The sequence below is a fragment of the Cytobacillus firmus NBRC 15306 genome, assembly GCF_001591465.1.
In the GTDB taxonomy this organism is placed as follows: Bacteria; Bacillota; Bacilli; order Bacillales; family Cytobacillaceae; genus Cytobacillus; species Cytobacillus firmus.
Map to the genome: position 1 here is coordinate 24,109 of NZ_BCUY01000027.1, position 19,097 is coordinate 43,205.

Sequence of the window (19,097 nt, forward strand, 5' to 3'; positions counted from 1 at the left end):
AGGTACTTTTACAAATAGGTGCCTGGCATTCTTTTTGGCAGGAAAAAATGATTGCAAACATTTTTAAGGCAGACTTATAATATAAATATTTCGATACTAGAAAGAATTGAGGAAATGCAATGAAAAATAATGAAGTGCAATTGGGTGCTCTATACGCAGGGTTTGCTTACTTTTTATGGGGTATTTTGCCCATTTACTGGAAGTTAGTGGACCACGTGCAAGCAGATGAAATTTTGGCTAACAGGATTTTTTGGTCATTCTTCTTTATGCTGATTATTTTGCTGGCCTCCAAAAAGTGGAATGCTTTTGCTGCAACATTTAAAGGATTTAAAACAAACAAAAAGCAGCTTTTCGCCCTTGTGATTGCCTCCATTCTGATCAGCACCAACTGGTTTTTATATATTTATGCGGTCAACACCGATCAGATGATTGAGGCCAGTCTTGGCTATTATATTAATCCGCTCGTAAGTGTGATTCTGGGCATGCTGGTTTTTAAAGAGAAACTATCACCTGCGCAATATGTATCTTTTGGATTTGCGTTTGCCGGAGTTATGATTTTGACTGTCAGCTATGGGCGGTTCCCCTGGATAGCCATTGTTCTCGCATTATCCTTTGGCCTTTACGGGCTGGCCAAAAAGCTTATAAAAGTGGATTCGGCTGTTGGCTTAACGCTGGAAACATTAGTAGTGACTCCGATCGCATTTATTTATATGGTTATGCTTTTTATGAATGATAAGCAGGCTTTTCTGCATGTTTCGCCAAGCACCGACTTGCTTCTTATTGGTGCAGGTGCAGCCACAGCAGTGCCGCTCTTGTACTTTGCCAAAGGAGCTCAAAAGATACCGATGTCCATGCTTGGCTTTCTGCAGTATATTGCGCCGACAATAACGCTGATTCTGGGAATCTTCGTTTATCATGAGCACTTTACAAAACTTCACATGCTTTCCTTTATGTTAATCTGGCTGGCTTTAACGATTTACTCTGTTTCGCGGACAAAACTTTTTGCCCATTGGGAAACAAAACTGAAGCGCGGGAAAGGTATTGGCATATAGAAAAAAGAGTTTCGCACGGACATGCGAAACTCTTTTTTTATAAAAATGTCCTCTTCACTTTTTCCCAGAAGGAATTGTCCTTCAGTTTTACGGTCTTAATGATTTTGCTGCTTAGTTTTATATTAATCTTTTCAACATGCTGAATGCTTAGGGCTTCATTGTCCATTCCCATTGTAGGATGGTCATTGCCATCTTGAACCACTTTGAGAGTCAGCTGCCGGTTTCCGCTCAGGATAAAAGAGGATCCAAGTGTACGATAGCGGTTGTTATTCAATGAAGCGAGTTCGCTTACCTGCATGCATGGCAGCAGCGGGTCAACAACAGCTCCATTTACAGACTTATTATATGCTGTGCTTCCGGTTGGAGTTGCAACAATCATTCCGTCCCCGCGGAAAGTTTCAAAATGAAAATCATCGATAAAGACATCGATTACAAATGTTTTAATTATGGCGGAGCGGATGCTGAATTCATTTAAGCACTGAAAGGATGTCTGGTCATCAACTGTAACATCAATAGTGGGATAGCGTCTTACTTCTACTTGTTCATTTGTCATTGCCTCCACCATCTTGTCTGTATCATCAAGATGGAAATCACAGTACAGGCTCAGGCTTCCAGTCGTTGAAATACCGGCATACAAACAGTCATCTCTATAGCCTGTTTTACGGACAGCCTGCAAAAACGTTCCGTCTCCCCCAATGCTTACAATGATATTGGCTTTTTTGAAGTCATTGACGATCGTAAAGGCATGCTCCTCAGCCAGGCTGTAAAGAGGTGCTACTTTTTCCATCGTTTCTTCATCTTTTTTGTGATAAAAGTATATATTGCGTCTTTCAGGCATATTCATTCCTCCAAGCAGTAAGAAAGTTATGAAATTTCAGTTTAAAAAATGTCTTGATGATTTTCTTTCCTAAATAATTCAAATTTTGCTATGATTATGGATGTTGAATTCAGTTTACCTTTTTTTGAAACATTTTTAAAGTTTTATACGTATGAAGAATATGTGACAAATAGGTTTTCCGGTAATCATAATCAGTCAAGCATGGCGGCTGGTTATGTTATAGGTGGAAGCATAATAAAAGGAGGATTTCTTAATGAATGGAAAACGTTGGGCTGCTCTGGGAATAGCAGCAGGTCTGTTTGTATTTTCCGTTGTGCTGAATTTTGTGACTGCATTTGCATTTACGGATTTTGAAAGCTCGGTAAATGAACTGTTTGCAGGAGGCAATGAAGCATTTTTGGAAGAAGTCATTGAAGAGGGAAATGCACAGAAAAAGATTGCCGTGCTGGATGTGAATGGAGTGATTCAGGATACGGGTGATGCAGCTTCTTTATTTGTAAGCCCGGGATATAATCACAAAGGATTCATGGATAATCTTGACTATGTAAAAGAAGACAGTACAGTAAAGGCGATAGTCATTAAGGTTAATACCCCAGGCGGAGGGGTAGTGGAAAGCGCCGAAATACATGATAAGATTATTGAAATCCAAAAAGAAACAAAGAAGCCGGTATACATATCAATGGGATCAATGGCTGCATCAGGAGGCTATTATATTTCCGCTCCGGCTGACAAGATTTTTGCCAGTCCCGAGACATTGACCGGTTCTCTGGGTGTTATCATGCAGGGCTATAATTATGCCGGGCTTGCTGAAAAATATGGTGTCGAGTTCGTTACGATTAAAAGCGGTCCATTTAAAGATATCATGAGCCCTACCAGGGAGATGACGGATGAGGAAAGAAAAATCCTTCAATCCATGATTAATAATTCATATGAGGGATTTGTTAAAGTTATTTCGGAAGGCCGCGGATTAACTGAGGCACAGGTGAAGGAAATTGCGGACGGCCGCATTTATGACGGGCGGCAGGCGAAAGAATTGAATCTTATTGATGGTTTTGGCTATGACGATGATGTTATTGAACAATTAAAGAAAGACCATAAATTAAATGGTGCGCAGGTTGTAAAGTATACTGAGAATTTCGGGTTCGGCTCCATGTTCAGCATGGGAGCGCGAAAAATCATGGGTGATGATCTGGAAATGGCAGGAGTGATGAAGTTGTTATCACAGCCAAACTCACCGCGTTTAATGTATCTTTATGCTGAATAGGGAGGGGGAGAAAAGATGACTTCAAATGATCCGAATGAAAGAGAGCTTGCCCATCCTGATTTAAGGCAGGATGAAGGCGAGAGCGAGTCAGCCTTTGATGAAGAGGATCAGGCTGGTAAGGAAACGGTCACACAGGCAGAAACCCTCCCCATTCAAAAAGCTCCGGCACCTATCAGGTTTGCCGGTTTCTGGATGAGATTTTGGGCTTATCTTTTAGATTTGGCTGTGGTTGGCAGTGTAGACCGGATATTGATCAATCCTATCTTTAGAGCATTGGATATTCCTTTGCATGAAAGCAATTTGTTTGCTCCGATTTCCATAGCAACTGCCATTACGTTTTACGCTTATTTTGTACTGATGACAAAGTTTTTTGGCCAGACGCTCGGGAAAATGGTATTTGGTTTAAGAGTAGTAGATCTTAAAGGGGAAAAGCTGACATGGGGCACAATTTTGTTCCGTGAATGGATCGGCCGTTTTATATCAGTGAGCATTTTTATAGGCTATGTCATTGTAGCCTTCCTGCCGAAGAAACAGGGACTGCATGATCTTTTTGCAGATACATCTGTTGTTCACGAAAGGCAAAATGAACAAGTCATTTAATGGAGAAATGGAAGCCTGTCACCGCCTGGTGGCAGGTTTATTTTTTTTCAGTTGGGCATAATACAAAGCTGAAAGGGTGTGAAAAATAGTGAAGTGGCTCCTGATTGCTGTAATTGCCCTCATACTTCTTTTAATTCTAGTTATGATAACAAAGCTAAAGATATATTTTCATTTTTACCATGGAAATGATAATGATTATTTGAAAATCCATTTGAAAGCCTGGCTTGGGCTGATCCGATACAAAATTGAAGTCCCGCTGATAAAGGTTGATGATAACTCGCCAACAATTGTCGTAAAGGATAAGACGGCAGCAGGACCACAGGAAAATCCATCCGGCAAAGATACAAAGCAATTCTCTGCGGCTGATCTTGTTAATGGTTTACATGACATGAAAACTATGCTTAATCATGTCGTGAACCTCCACAAAATAATACGGAAATTTCTAAAGCGTGTAACCATCAGGAATCTTGAATGGCATACTTTTGCAGGCCTTGGGGATGCAGCCCATACGGGGATGATCACCGGGGCTCTCTGGGCAATAAAAGGGAGCATTCTAGGAATAATAAGTCATTATATGATACTGAAAACGCCTCCCAGCATCACAGTTACTCCCCATTTTCAATTTTCCGTTTCACAAACAGCCATTTCATGTATGATTCATTTTCGGGTCGGGCATGCTATGTTAGCAGGAATTAAACTGATCAAATATTGGAAAGGCGGACGGCCGGACTTCAGGACAAAGCCGCTTTCTGCCTTATCTGATGATGGGACTAAAACTGTCTAAAAGAGGAGGAGCAATGAATGTCTGACCATCCTATTCAAGGGCTTATGACAACTGCCATGGAAAACCTGAAAGAGATGATTGATGTTAACACGATAATCGGGGATCCAGTAGAAACCCCTGATGGCAGTGTGATTTTAACCGTTTCAAAAGTTGGCTTTGGCTTTGCAGCAGGAGGAAGCGAATTTATGCTTGATGGACAATCAGGTGAGGAAAAGGGCCACCCATTTGGCGGGGGGAGCGGAGGCGGTGTCTCCATCACACCAATCGCCTTTTTGATTGTCAATTCCCAAGGGGTGAAAATGGTTCATCTTGATGAAAGCACTCATTTGTATGAGAAAATTCTTGACCTTGCCCCGCAGGCTGTAGATAAAATTCAGCAGATGTTTAATAAGAAAGAAAACGGCTCCGGCGGCCAGCAAGGCCAAAACCAGCAGGAAAACAGTGACGAGTACAACAGGCCTAAACAGGATCTTGATATCTAAGAGGAGAAGGAAGTTAACTTTCCTATGGAGAGTTAACTTTTTTCTTGGAATGTATCCTTATTAATTGCAAAAAAGATTCTGAAAAGATATGATTTACACTGTACATAAGTGATTAAGGAGGACGATTTAAATGGCATCAATTACGTTCAAAGGAAATCCTGTAACATTGCTGGGCAATGAAGTAAGAGTAGGAGATAAAGCTCCTGAATTCAAGGTACTGGCAAATGACCTATCTGAAGTTACACTTGCTGATTCAAAAGGGCAAGTACGTCTAATCAGCGTAGTTCCTTCTATCGACACGGGCGTTTGTGATGCACAGACACGCCGTTTTAACGAAGAAGCTTCCAAGCTTGATAATGTTAAAATTCTTACTGTAAGCGTAGATCTTCCGTTTGCTCAAAAGCGCTGGTGTGCAGCAGCAGGCATTGAAAATGTTCAAACTGTTTCCGATCACCGTAACCTGTCTTTCGGAAAAGCTTATGGGGTAGCCATCCAGGAACTTCGTCTATTGGCTCGTGCCGTTTTTGTTGTCGATTCGAACGACACTGTAACATATGCAGAATATGTTAGTGAAGCAACAGATCATCCAAACTATGAATCAGCAGTGGAAGCTGCTAAACAAGCGAAATGATATAGAAAATTGGAAGCTCCGGATTTGTTCCGGGGCTTTAATTTTTTTGTTCCTCAGCACCAAACTTGTGAATGAACCAAAAGCCCGTTAAAATAGGAAAAAGAATAAGGACGGGAGGAATATGCTGTGAAAATAACTCCGGTTGAGGATTTATTTACGATTTTAAACGAAACGGCTGTTATTATGCAGGATGAACTGCATTGTACATACTTAGAAGCTCTTGCTGAAACAGGAGAGAATTTATTTCATGAAAGTATTCTTCAGGATGAGCTCAGTGAATTAACAGTCAAAAGGCTCAGGAAGAGTTATGAATCCATTGACTTAAGCGGCTGCACAAAAGAAGAAATCAGAAAATCCTTTCAGCTTGCGATATTAAAAGGCATGAAAGAAAATGTGCAGCCCAATCATCAAATGACTCCTGATGCAGTGGGAATGCTGATGGGGTATCTTGTCGAAAAGTTCATTCAGGAAAAAAGTTTCCGCCTGCTGGACCCTGCAGTAGGAACAGGAAATTTATTGACTACCGTTATGAATCACCAAAGCGGTAAAGTGATTGAGGCAACCGGGATTGAGATTGATGACTTATTGATCAAGCTTGCTTATATTAATGCCAATTTACAGGAGCACCCTATTCAATTCTTCAACCAGGATAGCCTTGAACCGCTGTTTATCGAATCTGCTGATGCGGTAGTAAGTGATTTGCCTGTCGGGTATTATCCGAATGATGTCCGTTCAGCCGAGTATAAGCTAAAAGCGGATGAGGGGCATTCCTATTCTCATCACTTATTTATTGAGCAGAGCATGAGTCATGTGAAAGCCGGCGGCTATTTATTTTTTATTATACCAAATGGTATTTTCGAAAGTGATCAGGCTCCTAAGCTGCATGAATTCATTAAGGAAAATGCCTACATTCAAGGATTGATACAGCTGCCGCTCACCATGTTCAAAAATGAAAAAGCGGCCAAAAGCATATTCATCCTTCAGAAGAAAGGGGAAGGAGTCACTCCCCCTAAGCAGGCTCTCCTGGTCAACTTGCCAAGCTTATCCAAAACAGCAGAAGCCGAAAAAATCCTCAAGAAAATTGATGTCTGGTTTAAAGAAAGCAAATAAGGATAAACGAAAAAGAAGCTGAGCATTTGCCGGCTTCTTTTTAAATGAATAAATATAAGGAAGTATCAGAAAATATTTAATTTAACATGAAAACGATATCATTGCAAGGTGCTTCTTGAAATGTTTTGCATACAGTGTTTAAATGGAAAATTGAGAGATATTAATTGTGTCCGATGCACAAAATAAAGTTGTATTACTTTATATCGCCTTATCACACATTGTTATATAAAAGTATGGGTTTAAAGTGACAGATCAGTCCCTTTGAAACATCTTCTAAAGGAGCGGTAGCTTTATGGCAAAAATCATTGCAATTAACGCCGGCAGTTCTTCATTAAAATTTCAATTATTTGACATGCCGAGTGAAGAAGTTATTACAAAAGGCTTAATCGAGCGTATTGGGCTGGATAACGCAGTCTTCAATATTTCTGTAAATGGCGAAAAAATCAAGGAAGTAACAGATATACCAGATCATGCAGTAGCAGTTAAAATCCTTCTGGACAAATTAACAAATCTGGGGATCATTAAATCTCTTGATGAAATCGAAGGCATTGGCCATCGTGTTGTTCACGGCGGTGAGGCTTTCAATGACTCTGTAGTCATTACGGATGAAGTGCTTGCAAAAATAGATGAACTATCTGAGCTTGCACCCCTTCACAACCCGGCTAATATTACGGGAATCAAGGCATTCCAGCAGGTTCTTCCAAATGTGCCTGCAGTGGCAGTATTCGATACTGCGTTCCATCAGACAATGCCTGAAAGCTCCTTCCTATATAGCTTGCCATATGAGTATTATGAGAAATATGGCATTCGCAAGTATGGGTTCCATGGCACTTCCCATAAATATGTATCAGAGCGTGCAGCAGAAATGCTTGGCCGTCCCCTTGATCAGCTTCGGCTCATCTCCTGTCACTTAGGAAATGGAGCAAGCATTACAGCTATTGAAGGCGGAAAGTCAATCGATACATCAATGGGCTTCACTCCATTAGCGGGTGTTACAATGGGAACGCGATCAGGTAATCTTGACCCTGCTCTTATTCCATTCATTATGGAAAAGACAGGCTTGAATGCAGATGAAGTTCTTGATGTTCTTAATAAAAAGAGCGGAATGCTTGGTGTTTCCGGCTTCTCCAGTGATCTTCGCGACATTGAAATTCAAGCTGTCGAAGGAAATGAAAGAGCAGAATTGGCTCTTGAAGTATTCGCAAACAGAATCCATAAATATATCGGATCCTATGCTTCCCGCATGTATGGCGTAGATGCTATCATTTTCACAGCCGGAATCGGTGAAAACAGTGATGTCATCCGTGAACGCGTTCTTCAGGGACTGGAATTCATGGGCGTTTACTGGGATCCCGCATTAAACAAAGTGCGCGGTGAAGAAGCATTCATCAACTACCCTCATTCACCAGTTAAAGTCATGATTATCCCGACCAATGAGGAAGTTATGATTGCACGTGATGTTGTGAGATTGGCAAAATAGTATTCATAACAAGGCAAGGGCTTAACGCTCTTGTCTTTTTTTTATCGCAGTCTAACGGGCAGTAAGGCCCCACTCCAAGACTCAGAGGAATCAAAGGAGGCTAAGGAAAACCCCACTGATTGAAGTTTCACTTTATCGGGATTTATTGCCCACCACTTGGAGAGAGGAATTCCCCATCCAACTTATGCTATACTGAGTCCAAGAAAAATTGTTTTTGGGAGGAATTGCGATGCCATTGAACGAACGGGAAGAAAGCGTTTTGGCAGGTATTCAGGAGTGGGAAAACAAGCTGTTGAGTTATGAGCCCAATGATTTGGAAATGGTTTATGATAAATCATTGGAGGGGTCTTTTTCACTGTTGCCAGAAGAAGTCCAGCAGCAATTTTTTTCGGCAATGGATAGCTGGCTGTTTCATCTTCATGCGCTTATTCAGGGTTCACAGCTTCAAATGGATGCGAAAGAGCGAATTTTGACGGCAGGACGTGTATTTCATTCTGATATCGAGACGATCGAAGATCTAAAGCAATTAAATATCGACCAGCTTCAATACATAGCTCAGCAGCAAATTGCCCGGCATCGTCTTTATTCTTTTGCACAGGGCGGCATTGCGGGGTCAGGCAGCTCTCTCATGCTGGGGGCAGATATTCCTGCAATGGCGGTTATTAATCTTCGTGCCGTACAGCTGATTGCCATGACCTATGGTTTTGAGGTTAATACTCCATTCGAAATGATGAGCTCTCTTAAGGTTTTTCACGCAGCCACACTGCCGCCGCGCATGCAGGGCAGTGCTTGGGAAGAATTAATGAATGAGCTGAAGAATCAGGAAGAATTCTATTTTTATGAAGGAAAAGAAGAGTTGACTGATATCACCTGGATTGAGCAGCCAATGAAACAGCTTTTTAAAGGAATGGCTATTTTCTTTTTCCGCAGAAAATCGATTCAGGGTATTCCTTTTATCAGCATGGCTATTGGAGCAGGGACCAATTACCAGCTGACAAGAAAAGTAACAGAATTTGCCCATAAATATTACCAGATGAGATATCTGCATAGAAAGAATGATCAGCAGTGAACTCAAGGATAAATAGGATCTTTAAGTAAAGGTGGTGCCAAGTGAGTACATTAGAGCATAAAAAAGAAGCGCCAAAAGAAGTTAGATGCAAAGTGATCACCGTGAGTGATACGAGAGATGAAGAAACGGATAAAAGCGGAAAGCTGATGATTCAGCTGCTTGAAGAGGCAGGGCATATTATAGCTGACTATGAAATCGTCAAGGATGAAAAAACTCTCATTCGACAGGCTGTATTAAAAGGCTGTGAAAACCCCGGGATTGACGCTGTGCTAACGAATGGAGGCACAGGTATAGCCCTCAGGGACGTGACGATCGAGACGGTGAGACAATTATTTGATAAAGAAATTGATGGATTCGGCGAATTGTTCAGGATGCTGAGCTACACTGAAGATATCGGGTCTGCGGCCATTCTTTCACGGGCTGCTGCAGGCACAGTGCAAAATAAAGCAGTTTTCTCAACACCGGGATCATCAGGGGCAGTCCGCCTTGCGATGAATAAGCTGATTCTGCCTGAACTCGGGCATATCGTCAGGGAACTAAGAAAAGATTTATAAGAGGCCAAAAACCTTTCCGCTGCGGAAAGGTTTTTTTATGAATGCATCTTCCCTGAAATATCCTGATTCGTTCGATACCATAGCCACAAATCATTTATAACGGATGCCAGTTCTGAAATTTCACTGTTGAGTCTGCATGATCTTTCAAAATTGCCCTCATCTGACAGCTCAGACTGTTTCCTGTTAATATCCGCCTCAAGCTCGGCAATGCGGTCAGGAATCCTGCCTCTTATTTTTTCCCATTGAAACAAAATCATCTGCTGTGTTTTTGGTGAATATTCATCCCATTCCCGGTCAAAAGCGGGTATAGGAATGCCAAGACGGCCATTATGTGAAAAATGCTCCTCCATTATGAATCCCCCAAACAATAATCTTGTTTTTATTTTACTATAAAGATGTTTTCGGTGCATGGTTGTTTTAGTATTCAATCGTTTTCTGCAGATACTACTATGGAACTAATATGAAGATAGATGAACTTGGTTCACAAGTACTGATTTAATAGAAAGGCTAAGGTATTGGTTTACAGCTTTAATAGATATCGATAGTATATTGACTATTAAGAATATTAAAACAAATAATTGGGGGAGAATATGAAAAGATTTATAGCGCACTTAACAGTATTAGGCCTGGTGGTGGGTTTGCTTTTGCCTTACCCCGCTGCAGCCGTGGGAGAGGAATTGGGCAGAACAGGAAACAGCAGCTCAGAAGAGCAAGTATTTAAGCATAAAAAACCATTAGAATATCCAACCTTGTCAAAAGCAAATCGTCCCGAGGATGCAGGCTTTTCTTCCAAAAAGCTCAGAGAGGTCGATAAGATGATCGAGGAAGAAATAGAAAATGGTTTTCCGGGTGCAGCTTTAGTCGTAATTAAAGATGGCAAGATTGTTAAAAACTCCGCATATGGTTCAGCCAAAGTCTTTGATGGATCTGATCCGTTAAATCACCCGCAGAAAATGAAGACAAAAACCATGTTTGATTTAGCCTCAAACACGAAAATGTATGCCGTTAACTTTTCACTGCAGTATCTTGTCAGTGAAGGAAAGATCAATCTTGAAGAAAAAATCCAGCATTATTTTCCTGAATTTAAAGATTCAGCGGACGATGAAATAAAAGGGAAAGGTGAACTCCGGATCATCGACTTGCTCCACCATACTGCCGGATTTCCTTCAAGCATCCATTATCATAATCCTGAAAGGGCGGGAGAATTGTATTCCCAGGAACGCAGTAAAACGCTTTCCATGATTTTAAAAACTCCCCTTCAGTATGAACCTGGCACCAAACAGGTTTACAGTGACATTGACTATATGCTGCTTGGATTTATTATTGAAAAAATAACTGGAGAACAGCTTGACCGTTATACTGAGAATCATATTTATAAGCCTTTAGGGTTAAAGCATACTTTATTTAATCCTCTCCTCAAGGGATTCAAAGAAAAGGATTTCGCTGCAACTGAACTTCACGGCAACACAAGGGATGGCGTCATTTCATTTCCTAATATCCGGACCTATACCCTCCAGGGAGAGGTTCATGATGAGAAGTCCTTTTATTCAATGGATGGAATATCCGGGCATGCAGGTCTCTTTTCCACGACTTCAGATCTTGCTGTCCTGATGCAGGTGATGCTTAATGATGGGGGCTATGGAAATATAAAGTTATTTGATAAACAAACAATTGATAAATTTGTAGAACCTTATGATATGAATCCTACATATGGGTTAGGATGGCGTTTGAATGGAGATTCAAGTATGGAGTGGATGTTCAGCGAGTATGCCGGGAAAGAAGTATTCGGGCATACCGGCTGGACAGGAACAGTAACGGTGATAGACCGAGAAAATAATTTAGCAATCGCTCTCCTGACAAATAAAAAACATTCTCCTGTCATCGATCCATTAAAAGATCCGCATAAGTTTCAAGGTGACACATACAGTATCAGTCAATATGGAAGTGTAATTTCAGCGGTTTATGAAGCATTAAATCACTAAACTATTGCAGGCAAAAGCCAAAACAGAGCTTTTGCCTTTTTTTATTGGAAAAATTATATTTATTTTTATACATTTTTAAGAATAAGTATTGATTTTTAAAGAAAAGGTTGTTAAAGTAAGAGAATAATAAATGAATAAAAACATAATTTGATTGTATATTTATACGTATAATCCAAGGAGGAAATATATATGTCTCAAAATAAAGTAGTTCTTGCATACTCAGGCGGTTTGGACACATCAGTTGCGGTTAAATGGCTGCAGGATCAAGGTTATGCAGTTGTTGCCTGCTGCCTTGACGTTGGGGAAGGAAAAGATCTGAACTTTATCCAGAAAAAAGCTTTAACTGTTGGAGCAATACAATCCTATGTGATTGATGCAAAAGAAGAATTTGCTAATGAATATGCATTAATAGCGCTGCAGGCACATGCTTTATACGAAAATAAGTATCCATTGATCTCTGCTCTTTCACGCCCGCTGATCGCCAAAAAGCTTGTTGAAGTAGCAGAAAAAGAAGGTGCAGTAGCAGTCGCGCATGGATGTACCGGCAAAGGAAATGACCAGGTTCGTTTTGAAGTGGCAATTCAGGCTCTAAACCCTGATCTTCAGGTGTTAGCTCCGGTTCGTGAATGGAGCTGGTCACGTGAGGAAGAAATTGAATATGCAAAACAAAACAATATACCTATCCCAATTAACCTGGATTCTCCATACAGCATTGATCAAAACTTATGGGGCAGAAGCAATGAGTGCGGAGTTCTGGAAGATCCATGGGCTGCTCCTCCGGAAGATGCATACGATCTTACCGTTTCTCTTGAAAAAGCTCCTGATACACCTGATACGGTTGAAATCGGTTTTGAAAAGGGTGTCCCAGTCAGCTTGAATGGCAATAGCATGAAGCTTTCCGAACTTATTGCCGAACTGAATGAGCTCGCAGGCAAGCATGGGGTTGGGCGTATCGACCATGTGGAAAATCGCCTTGTCGGCATCAAATCCCGTGAAGTATACGAGTGCCCGGGTGCGATGACACTTCTGAAAGCCCATAAAGAGCTTGAGGACTTAACGATGGTTAAAGAAATGGCCCACTTTAAACCGGTTATTGAGAAAAAAGTGGCTGAACTTATATATGAAGGATTGTGGTTCTCTCAGCTTAACAATGCGTTATCGGCTTTCCTGAAAGAAACACAAACATTTGTAACAGGAACAGTCAGAGTAAAGCTCTTTAAAGGCCATGCAATTGTTGAAGGAAGAAAATCTCCTTATTCCCTATACGACGAAAATTTAGCAACATATACTTCAGATGATGAATTTGATCATAATGCGGCAGTTGGCTTTATTAAACTATGGGGGCTGCCGACAAAAGTGCAGAGCATTGTTCAAAACAGCAAGAAGGTGACAGTGTGAAAAAGCTATGGGGAGGCAGATTCACAAAATCTGCTGAAGAATGGGTAGATGAATTCGGAGCATCAATTTCGTTTGACCAGGAATTGGTTATGGAAGATATCGAAGGAAGCATGGCCCACGTTTCCATGCTTTCTAAAACAGGAATTATTACTGAGAAAGAAGCAGAAAAAATCAAAACAGGCCTTCAGCAGCTAAAAGAGAAAGCAGCCAAGGATGGACTGGATTACTCAGTAAAGCTAGAAGATATTCATTTAAATCTCGAGAGCCATTTGACTGAACTGACGGGACCTGTCGGCGGCAAACTTCATACCGCAAGGAGCCGAAATGACCAGGTGGCAACAGACATGCATTTATATCTCCGCAAGCAGGTGGAGCATATTGTTGAATTGATTCAGGAAATGCAGGAAGAGTTAATCATCCAGGCTGAAAATAATGTGGAAACCATCATGCCGGGCTATACGCATCTGCAGCGGGCACAGCCAATCTCTTTCGGCCACCATCTAATGGCTTATTTCTGGATGCTTGAAAGAGACAAAGAGCGATTTTCTGAAAGCTTAAAAAGAATCAATCTATCTCCTCTTGGAGCAGGGGCTCTGGCTGGAACCACTTTCCCAATCGACCGTGAGTATACTGCTGAACTTCTCGGATTTGAAGGCATCTATGAAAACAGCCTGGATGCAGTCAGTGACAGAGACTTTATTATTGAGTTTTTATCCTCAAGCTCAATCCTGATGATGCATCTGTCACGTTTAAGTGAAGAATTCATCCTTTGGTCAAGCCAGGAGTTTCAATTCATTGAACTGGACGACAGCTTTGCAACTGGCAGCAGCATTATGCCGCAAAAGAAGAATCCGGATATGGCGGAACTCATCCGCGGTAAAACGGGTCGTGTATACGGTAACCTCATGGGTCTCTTGACAGTACTAAAGGGTCTGCCGCTAGCTTATAATAAAGATATGCAGGAAGATAAGGAAGGGATGTTTGATACTGTAAAGACAGTCACAGGTTCACTGAAAATCTTTGCAGGAATGATCCGCACCATGAAGGTTAAATCAGAGCAGATGGAAAAGGCTACTAAAAATGATTTTTCCAATGCTACTGAACTGGCGGATTATCTGTCTGATAAAGGCATTCCATTCAGAGAAGCACATGAGATCGTTGGGAAATTGGTCCTTGTCTGTGTACAGAAGGGATGCTTCCTTGGAGGTTTGCCGCTTGATGATTTCAAGAATGCCCATCCATTGTTCGAAGAAGATATTTATGAAGTGCTGGATCCATATACAGCTGTCAAAAGAAGAAATAGTGCAGGCGGAACAGGATTCAAACAAGTAAGCATCTCGATTGAAAAAGCGAAGGAATTCCTCGGCACTAAAGAGTTTGCCAATAAATAATAGAAAAATGGCGCTGCAGCAAACAGCGCCATTTTTTCTATTCTTCTTCTTTATCCGTTCTGACTACGAGGACATCACAGCGGGCATAGCGGGTAATATGTTCAGATACACTGCCGATGATGAAACGTTCAACCGCGTTCATGCCTGTTGCACCGCAAATGATGAGGTCAACATTGTGCTTTCTGGCAATATCCTTTGGAACTTTCACTTTAGGAGAACCATAGTCAACTTCATATGTTACATTCTCGATGCCTGCATCCATAGCCGTTCTTTTGTATTTTTCCATTAATTCTGTTGCGAAACGGTCAGCTCTTTCTGCAATCGTGCGGTCATAGGCTTCAACAGTGGCAAACGTGCGAGTATCAATGATATGTGCCAATACCAGGGAAGCGTTATTGCGCTTGGCAATTTCAATTGCCTTTTTAAAAGCCCATTCTGCTTCAGTTGAACCATCTACAGCGACTAATATGTTTTTATACTTCATGCCCATTTGAATCTCCTCCTTTACCTATATTATACATCTATAAAAACTGAATATCTGTAACAAAAAATCGAACAATAGTAAGGCTGATAAAATTTATGAAAAGGAGCAGATGAAGTTGGAAAAGAGAGAACCAAAAGCAGAATCCGGATATTTTTTTGATGAGCAGGGTGCCAATGAAGTTAGCGCACAAATCATGAATGCTTATAACAGCGGTGTTATTGATCAGCCCAATGCCGAGTTTGACATGGAGGCTCACGAGCGGAATGAAGGCAATCTGCAATAAGAAAGCAAGCTCTCATAAATGAATGAGAGCTTTTTATATGCGGTATGGAAGGAGAAAAATAGGCGAAGGAATTGTATACTTTTCCCTAACCCAGCCATATAAAGTTAATAGCGATATCACTAAAAATACGGAGGTATGCGGAATGCGTATCGGAGTTCCAAAGGAAGTAAAAAACAATGAAAACAGGGTTGCCATGACTCCTGCAGGTGTTATGAATCTTATCCAATTTGGCCATGAAGTTTATATAGAAACGGGTGCCGGAATCGGATCTGGCTTTTCTGATAGAGACTATATGAGTGCAGGCGCACATATTGTTCAGACAGCAGAAGAGGCATGGGCCATGGAAATGGTAATGAAGGTAAAGGAGCCGATACAGAGCGAATATATGTATTTTCGGGAAGGGTTAATTCTCTTTACATATTTGCATCTGGCTGCTGAACCTGATTTGACAAGTGCTTTAATAAATAATAAGGTTGCGGGCATTGCTTATGAAACAGTCCAGCTTCCTAACCGGACTTTGCCTCTATTGACTCCAATGAGTGAAGTAGCCGGAAGAATGGCAGCTCAGGTAGGAGCACAGTTCCTTGAAAAAATACATGGAGGGAAGGGAATTCTGCTATCGGGTGTCCCGGGTGTGCAGCGTGGGAATGTTACTATAATCGGCGGCGGGGTTGCTGGAACCAATGCGGCAAAAATGGCAATTGGTCTTGGTGCCAAGGTGACTATGATCGATTTGAATCCAGATCGCCTTCGGCAGCTTGATGATATCTTTGGAAGAGAGGTAACAACTTTAATCTCAAATCCTTATAATATCGCTGAAGCTGTTAAGGATTCAGACCTTGTCATTGGAGCTGTACTGATTCCGGGTGCAAAAGCTCCTAAGCTTGTGACGGAGGAAATGATCAAAACGATGAGCCCGGGTTCTGTTATCGTGGATATCGCCATTGATCAGGGAGGGATTTTTGAAACAACTGATCGAATTACTACCCATGACCACCCCACATATGAAAAACATGGCGTCGTTCATTATGCGGTAGCTAATATGCCGGGGGCAGTTCCGAGAACATCAACTATTGCACTGACAAACGTGACGGTACCTTATGCAGTTCAAATAGCAAATAAAGGCTGCAAAAAGGCATGTCTGGATAATGAGGCTTTATTAAAGGGAGTCAATACATTAAATGGCTGCGTGACATACAAGGCGGTTGCTGAGGCCCATAGCCTTGACTATTCAGATACGAGAACACAATTAGAACAGCATTAGGAAAAGCGGAAGGCGCCCGCTTATCGGCGACACACTGATCTAAATGCAGAATTTATATGAAAAATCCGGGGCAGGTTAGCTCCGGATTTTCTGTGGAATTTGTTCAAGTCTCTATTTAATAATCTGAAGTTCTTTCGGGAACTTCGTCAAAACTTCTACTCCGTCTGCTGTTACAGCAAGGTCATCTTCAATCCTCACTCCGGCAACACCTGGGACATAGATACCCGGTTCGATGGTGAAGACCATACCTTCTTCAAGCAAAAGCGGGTTTGTTTCTGTTAATGAAGGGTACTCATGCACGCTCACACCCAGCCCATGGCCCAATCGATGCGGGAAATAGTCGCCGTATCCGGCTTCTGCTATCAGGTTTCTTGCTGTCAGGTCAATATCTGCGCAAGTGACTCCCGGCTTGCTCGCTTCCACCGCTGCAAGCTGAGCTTTTAAGACCGTATCATAAATTTCTTTCTGTTTATCACCGATATCACCGTACGCTACAGTTCTTGTAATATCTGAGCAGTAGCCATTCCAGACAACTCCGAGGTCAAACAGGACTAAGTCCCCTTTCTGAATCTTCGTCATTCCTGGTGTGCCGTGAGGGGAAGCTCCGTTAGCACCCGTCAGGACCATGGTAGAAAAAGACATTTCATTAACGCCTTTTTTCTTTAATGCGTACTCTACAGCAGCCAGAACATCCAGTTCCGTTTTTCCTTCCTGGATCTCGGCACAGCCTGTTTCAATGGCGAAATCGGCGAGCGCACAAGCTTCGCGGATGGTTTCCAATTCTTTTTCATCTTTAACCATACGAAGCTGACGAAGTTTTTCTTCTGCCGAAACGAATGATGCACCGCTGAACAGGGCGGTGATTGCTTCATAGCGCTCCACATTCATATGCTCTTTTTCGATTGCTGTTTTATTTACTTTTCCGATTCTTTTTTGTATGGATGTCTGGATAAATTCCCAAGGGTTCTGAATATCGCTGTAGCCAATAATTTCATGGCTCCAGCCGGCCTTTTTGGCATGTTCTTTTTCCATGGCCGGACATACGAGGAATGGCTCTTCTTCCTGGAAAACAGCCAATCCAAGCAAGCGTTCATGTGGGTCGCTTAAAAAGCCGCTTAAATAAAATATATTATCCGGTGATGTTACAAAAGTGACTTGTATATCTTTTTCCTTCATCCACTGTGACAGTTTCTGCAATCTGTTATTCATAGTGAACCTCCTTATGTACTGATACTTTGAGAGTAGCAACTAAATACGATATTGTAAACTTTTTAAACATTGCCAATTCGGGTATATATTAAAAATGGAGCAGGAATAACTTGATTTCTGTTGAAGTAACATACATAACTTTAAATTTGAGAGGAGCATAAAATTGAAAGTATCATTTCATGGCCATGCAGTAGTGAAAATCGAATCACAGGGCAAAACCATCTTAATAGATCCTTTTATTACCGGGAATGATTTAACAGACTTAAAAGCTGAGGATCAGAAGCCAGATGTTATCATTGTCACCCATGGACATGGTGACCATCTTGGGGACACGATTGAACTGGCAAAGCGCAATGATTCTCTTGTCATTGCCAACTTTGAGCTTGCCACCTATCTTGAGTGGCAGGGAGTAAAAGCGCATGGAATGTCGATCGGCGGCGGATATGATTTTGACTTTGGAAGAGTCAAGCTGACACCTGCATTTCATGGAACAGGCCTCGAGACGGAAAATCAGGAAATCATCTACCTGGGAATGCCTGCCGGTGTGCTCATCACATTAGAAGGAAAAACCATTTATCATGCAGGAGATACCGGACTTTTCTCTGATATGAAGCTAATTGGCGACCGCCATCCGATCGATTTGGCATTTCTGCCGATTGGAGACAATTTTACAATGGGGCCGGATGATGCAGCATACGCAGCAGAACTCCTTGGTGCCAAAAAGGTTGTTCCTATTCACTTCAACACATTTCCGCCAATCAGGCAGGATCCCCATAAATTCATCAGCATGCTCGAAGATGGGGTCGGGCAGGTTCTCGAAGCAGGGGAAACAATCGAATTGTAATATGAAAACGCAGCTTCTAATGGAGGCTGCGTTTGTTTTTTATAACTAAATTCGAATCATTTTCCCAGCCTGTCCGCATACATTTTAGGGAGGACAGGATAAAGGAGGAAGCGAAATTGAACAAAAACCGATATTTGCTGTGCCTGCTGCTGTGCGGCTTGATGCTTTATTATGCAGCTCCAAGAATGGGTGTATTTAATGGAGGAACTGAAGGGATTTTTGCCATCAGCTGGCTGGCCCTTGCCCTTTTTGTCATTGCCGGGAACCTGACTGCATTGCTGTATGCGCCAAAAAAAGCGGCTGTTTCGGGGAAACAGGTGCGCAAATTGGCAGATAGGAAGCGGGTGCGCTCCTTCGGCAGATAATGAAGATTGCCGG

Annotated in this window: 21 protein-coding genes; 17 read left to right on the plus strand and 4 right to left on the minus strand. The window is 41.8% G+C overall.

Annotated features, from left to right (window positions below; translation table 11 throughout):
* The first annotated feature begins 119 nt into the window (after positions 1-119).
* Complete coding sequence (rarD, locus tag BFI01S_RS09950; protein WP_061792483.1) at positions 120-1,052, plus strand: EamA family transporter RarD; 933 nt, start codon at positions 120-122, stop codon at positions 1,050-1,052.
* A gap of 37 nt (positions 1,053-1,089) precedes the next feature.
* Here rarD and BFI01S_RS09955 read toward each other — a convergent pair whose 3' ends face one another.
* Positions 1,090-1,890, minus strand: a complete 801-nt coding sequence (locus BFI01S_RS09955; protein ID WP_061792484.1) for an NAD kinase — start codon at positions 1,888-1,890, stop codon at positions 1,090-1,092.
* 253 nt (positions 1,891-2,143) lie between these two features.
* Here BFI01S_RS09955 and sppA point away from each other — a divergent pair, with 253 nt between their 5' ends.
* The 9 genes from sppA (at position 2,144) to BFI01S_RS10000 (ending at position 9,864) form a co-directional block, all read left to right on the plus strand.
* Entirely contained in the window at positions 2,144-3,154 is a 1,011-nt protein-coding gene (gene sppA, locus BFI01S_RS09960; protein WP_061792485.1) for a signal peptide peptidase SppA, read from the plus strand.
* Between the two features lie 15 nt (positions 3,155-3,169).
* Positions 3,170-3,754 (plus strand): RDD family protein, encoded by a 585-nt coding sequence (locus tag BFI01S_RS09965; RefSeq protein ID WP_061792486.1) that lies wholly within the window; start codon positions 3,170-3,172, stop codon positions 3,752-3,754.
* An 88-nt stretch (positions 3,755-3,842) separates the two neighbouring features.
* The gene (locus BFI01S_RS09970; protein ID WP_061792487.1) at positions 3,843-4,538 is read left to right on the plus strand and encodes a DUF2953 domain-containing protein; all 696 of its coding nucleotides are present in this window, start codon (positions 3,843-3,845) and stop codon (positions 4,536-4,538) included.
* Positions 4,539-4,555: 17 nt separating this feature from the next.
* On the plus strand, positions 4,556-5,020 hold the full coding sequence (gene ytfJ / locus BFI01S_RS09975) for a GerW family sporulation protein (protein WP_061792488.1): 465 nt from the start codon (positions 4,556-4,558) through the stop codon (positions 5,018-5,020).
* 130 nt (positions 5,021-5,150) lie between these two features.
* A complete protein-coding gene (gene tpx / locus BFI01S_RS09980; RefSeq protein WP_061792489.1) occupies positions 5,151-5,651 on the plus strand; it encodes a thiol peroxidase in 501 nt (166 codons plus the stop codon).
* A 126-nt stretch (positions 5,652-5,777) separates the two neighbouring features.
* Positions 5,778-6,761 carry a class I SAM-dependent methyltransferase gene (locus tag BFI01S_RS09985; protein ID WP_061792490.1) on the plus strand — a complete coding sequence of 328 codons (984 nt, stop codon included), beginning with the start codon at positions 5,778-5,780 and terminating at the stop codon, positions 6,759-6,761.
* Between the two features lie 292 nt (positions 6,762-7,053).
* Positions 7,054-8,241 (plus strand): acetate kinase, encoded by a 1,188-nt coding sequence (locus tag BFI01S_RS09990; RefSeq protein ID WP_061792491.1) that lies wholly within the window; start codon positions 7,054-7,056, stop codon positions 8,239-8,241.
* 229 nt (positions 8,242-8,470) lie between these two features.
* Complete coding sequence (locus tag BFI01S_RS09995; protein WP_048008345.1) at positions 8,471-9,310, plus strand: EcsC family protein; 840 nt, start codon at positions 8,471-8,473, stop codon at positions 9,308-9,310.
* A gap of 41 nt (positions 9,311-9,351) precedes the next feature.
* Positions 9,352-9,864, plus strand: a complete 513-nt coding sequence (locus BFI01S_RS10000) for a MogA/MoaB family molybdenum cofactor biosynthesis protein (protein WP_061792492.1) — start codon at positions 9,352-9,354, stop codon at positions 9,862-9,864.
* 35 nt (positions 9,865-9,899) lie between these two features.
* Here BFI01S_RS10000 and BFI01S_RS10005 read toward each other — a convergent pair whose 3' ends face one another.
* The gene (locus BFI01S_RS10005) at positions 9,900-10,214 is read right to left on the minus strand and encodes a hypothetical protein (RefSeq protein ID WP_061792493.1); all 315 of its coding nucleotides are present in this window, start codon (positions 10,212-10,214) and stop codon (positions 9,900-9,902) included.
* Positions 10,215-10,454: 240 nt separating this feature from the next.
* Between BFI01S_RS10005 and pbp4b the strand changes: the two genes are divergently transcribed.
* The 3 genes from pbp4b (at position 10,455) to argH (ending at position 14,635) form a co-directional block, all read left to right on the plus strand.
* The gene (gene pbp4b / locus BFI01S_RS10010; protein WP_061792494.1) at positions 10,455-11,846 is read left to right on the plus strand and encodes a penicillin binding protein PBP4B; all 1,392 of its coding nucleotides are present in this window, start codon (positions 10,455-10,457) and stop codon (positions 11,844-11,846) included.
* 189 nt (positions 11,847-12,035) lie between these two features.
* Entirely contained in the window at positions 12,036-13,244 is a 1,209-nt protein-coding gene (locus BFI01S_RS10015) for an argininosuccinate synthase (RefSeq protein WP_061792495.1), read from the plus strand.
* Positions 13,241-14,635 carry an argininosuccinate lyase gene (argH, locus tag BFI01S_RS10020; protein ID WP_061792496.1) on the plus strand — a complete coding sequence of 465 codons (1,395 nt, stop codon included), beginning with the start codon at positions 13,241-13,243 and terminating at the stop codon, positions 14,633-14,635. The genes BFI01S_RS10015 and argH overlap by 4 nt, the downstream gene beginning before the upstream one ends.
* A gap of 37 nt (positions 14,636-14,672) precedes the next feature.
* Here argH and BFI01S_RS10025 read toward each other — a convergent pair whose 3' ends face one another.
* Entirely contained in the window at positions 14,673-15,125 is a 453-nt protein-coding gene (locus BFI01S_RS10025; RefSeq protein ID WP_048008351.1) for a universal stress protein, read from the minus strand.
* A gap of 109 nt (positions 15,126-15,234) precedes the next feature.
* Here BFI01S_RS10025 and BFI01S_RS23345 point away from each other — a divergent pair, with 109 nt between their 5' ends.
* Together BFI01S_RS23345 and ald are read left to right on the plus strand one after the other, a co-directional pair.
* Positions 15,235-15,402: a hypothetical protein gene (locus BFI01S_RS23345; RefSeq protein WP_169799749.1), complete on the plus strand. Its 168-nt coding sequence runs from the start codon at positions 15,235-15,237 to the stop codon at positions 15,400-15,402.
* Between the two features lie 142 nt (positions 15,403-15,544).
* Entirely contained in the window at positions 15,545-16,666 is a 1,122-nt protein-coding gene (ald, locus tag BFI01S_RS10030) for an alanine dehydrogenase (RefSeq protein ID WP_061792499.1), read from the plus strand.
* Positions 16,667-16,777: 111 nt separating this feature from the next.
* Here the strand turns inward: ald and BFI01S_RS10035 are convergent, their stop codons facing one another.
* Complete coding sequence (locus BFI01S_RS10035; protein ID WP_061792497.1) at positions 16,778-17,875, minus strand: M24 family metallopeptidase; 1,098 nt, start codon at positions 17,873-17,875, stop codon at positions 16,778-16,780.
* Between the two features lie 163 nt (positions 17,876-18,038).
* Between BFI01S_RS10035 and BFI01S_RS10040 the strand changes: the two genes are divergently transcribed.
* Both BFI01S_RS10040 and BFI01S_RS10045 read left to right on the plus strand, forming a co-directional pair.
* Positions 18,039-18,719, plus strand: a complete 681-nt coding sequence (locus BFI01S_RS10040; protein WP_061792498.1) for a metal-dependent hydrolase — start codon at positions 18,039-18,041, stop codon at positions 18,717-18,719.
* A 116-nt stretch (positions 18,720-18,835) separates the two neighbouring features.
* A complete protein-coding gene (locus tag BFI01S_RS10045; RefSeq protein ID WP_061792500.1) occupies positions 18,836-19,084 on the plus strand; it encodes a hypothetical protein in 249 nt (82 codons plus the stop codon).
* Positions 19,085-19,097 lie beyond the last annotated feature (13 nt).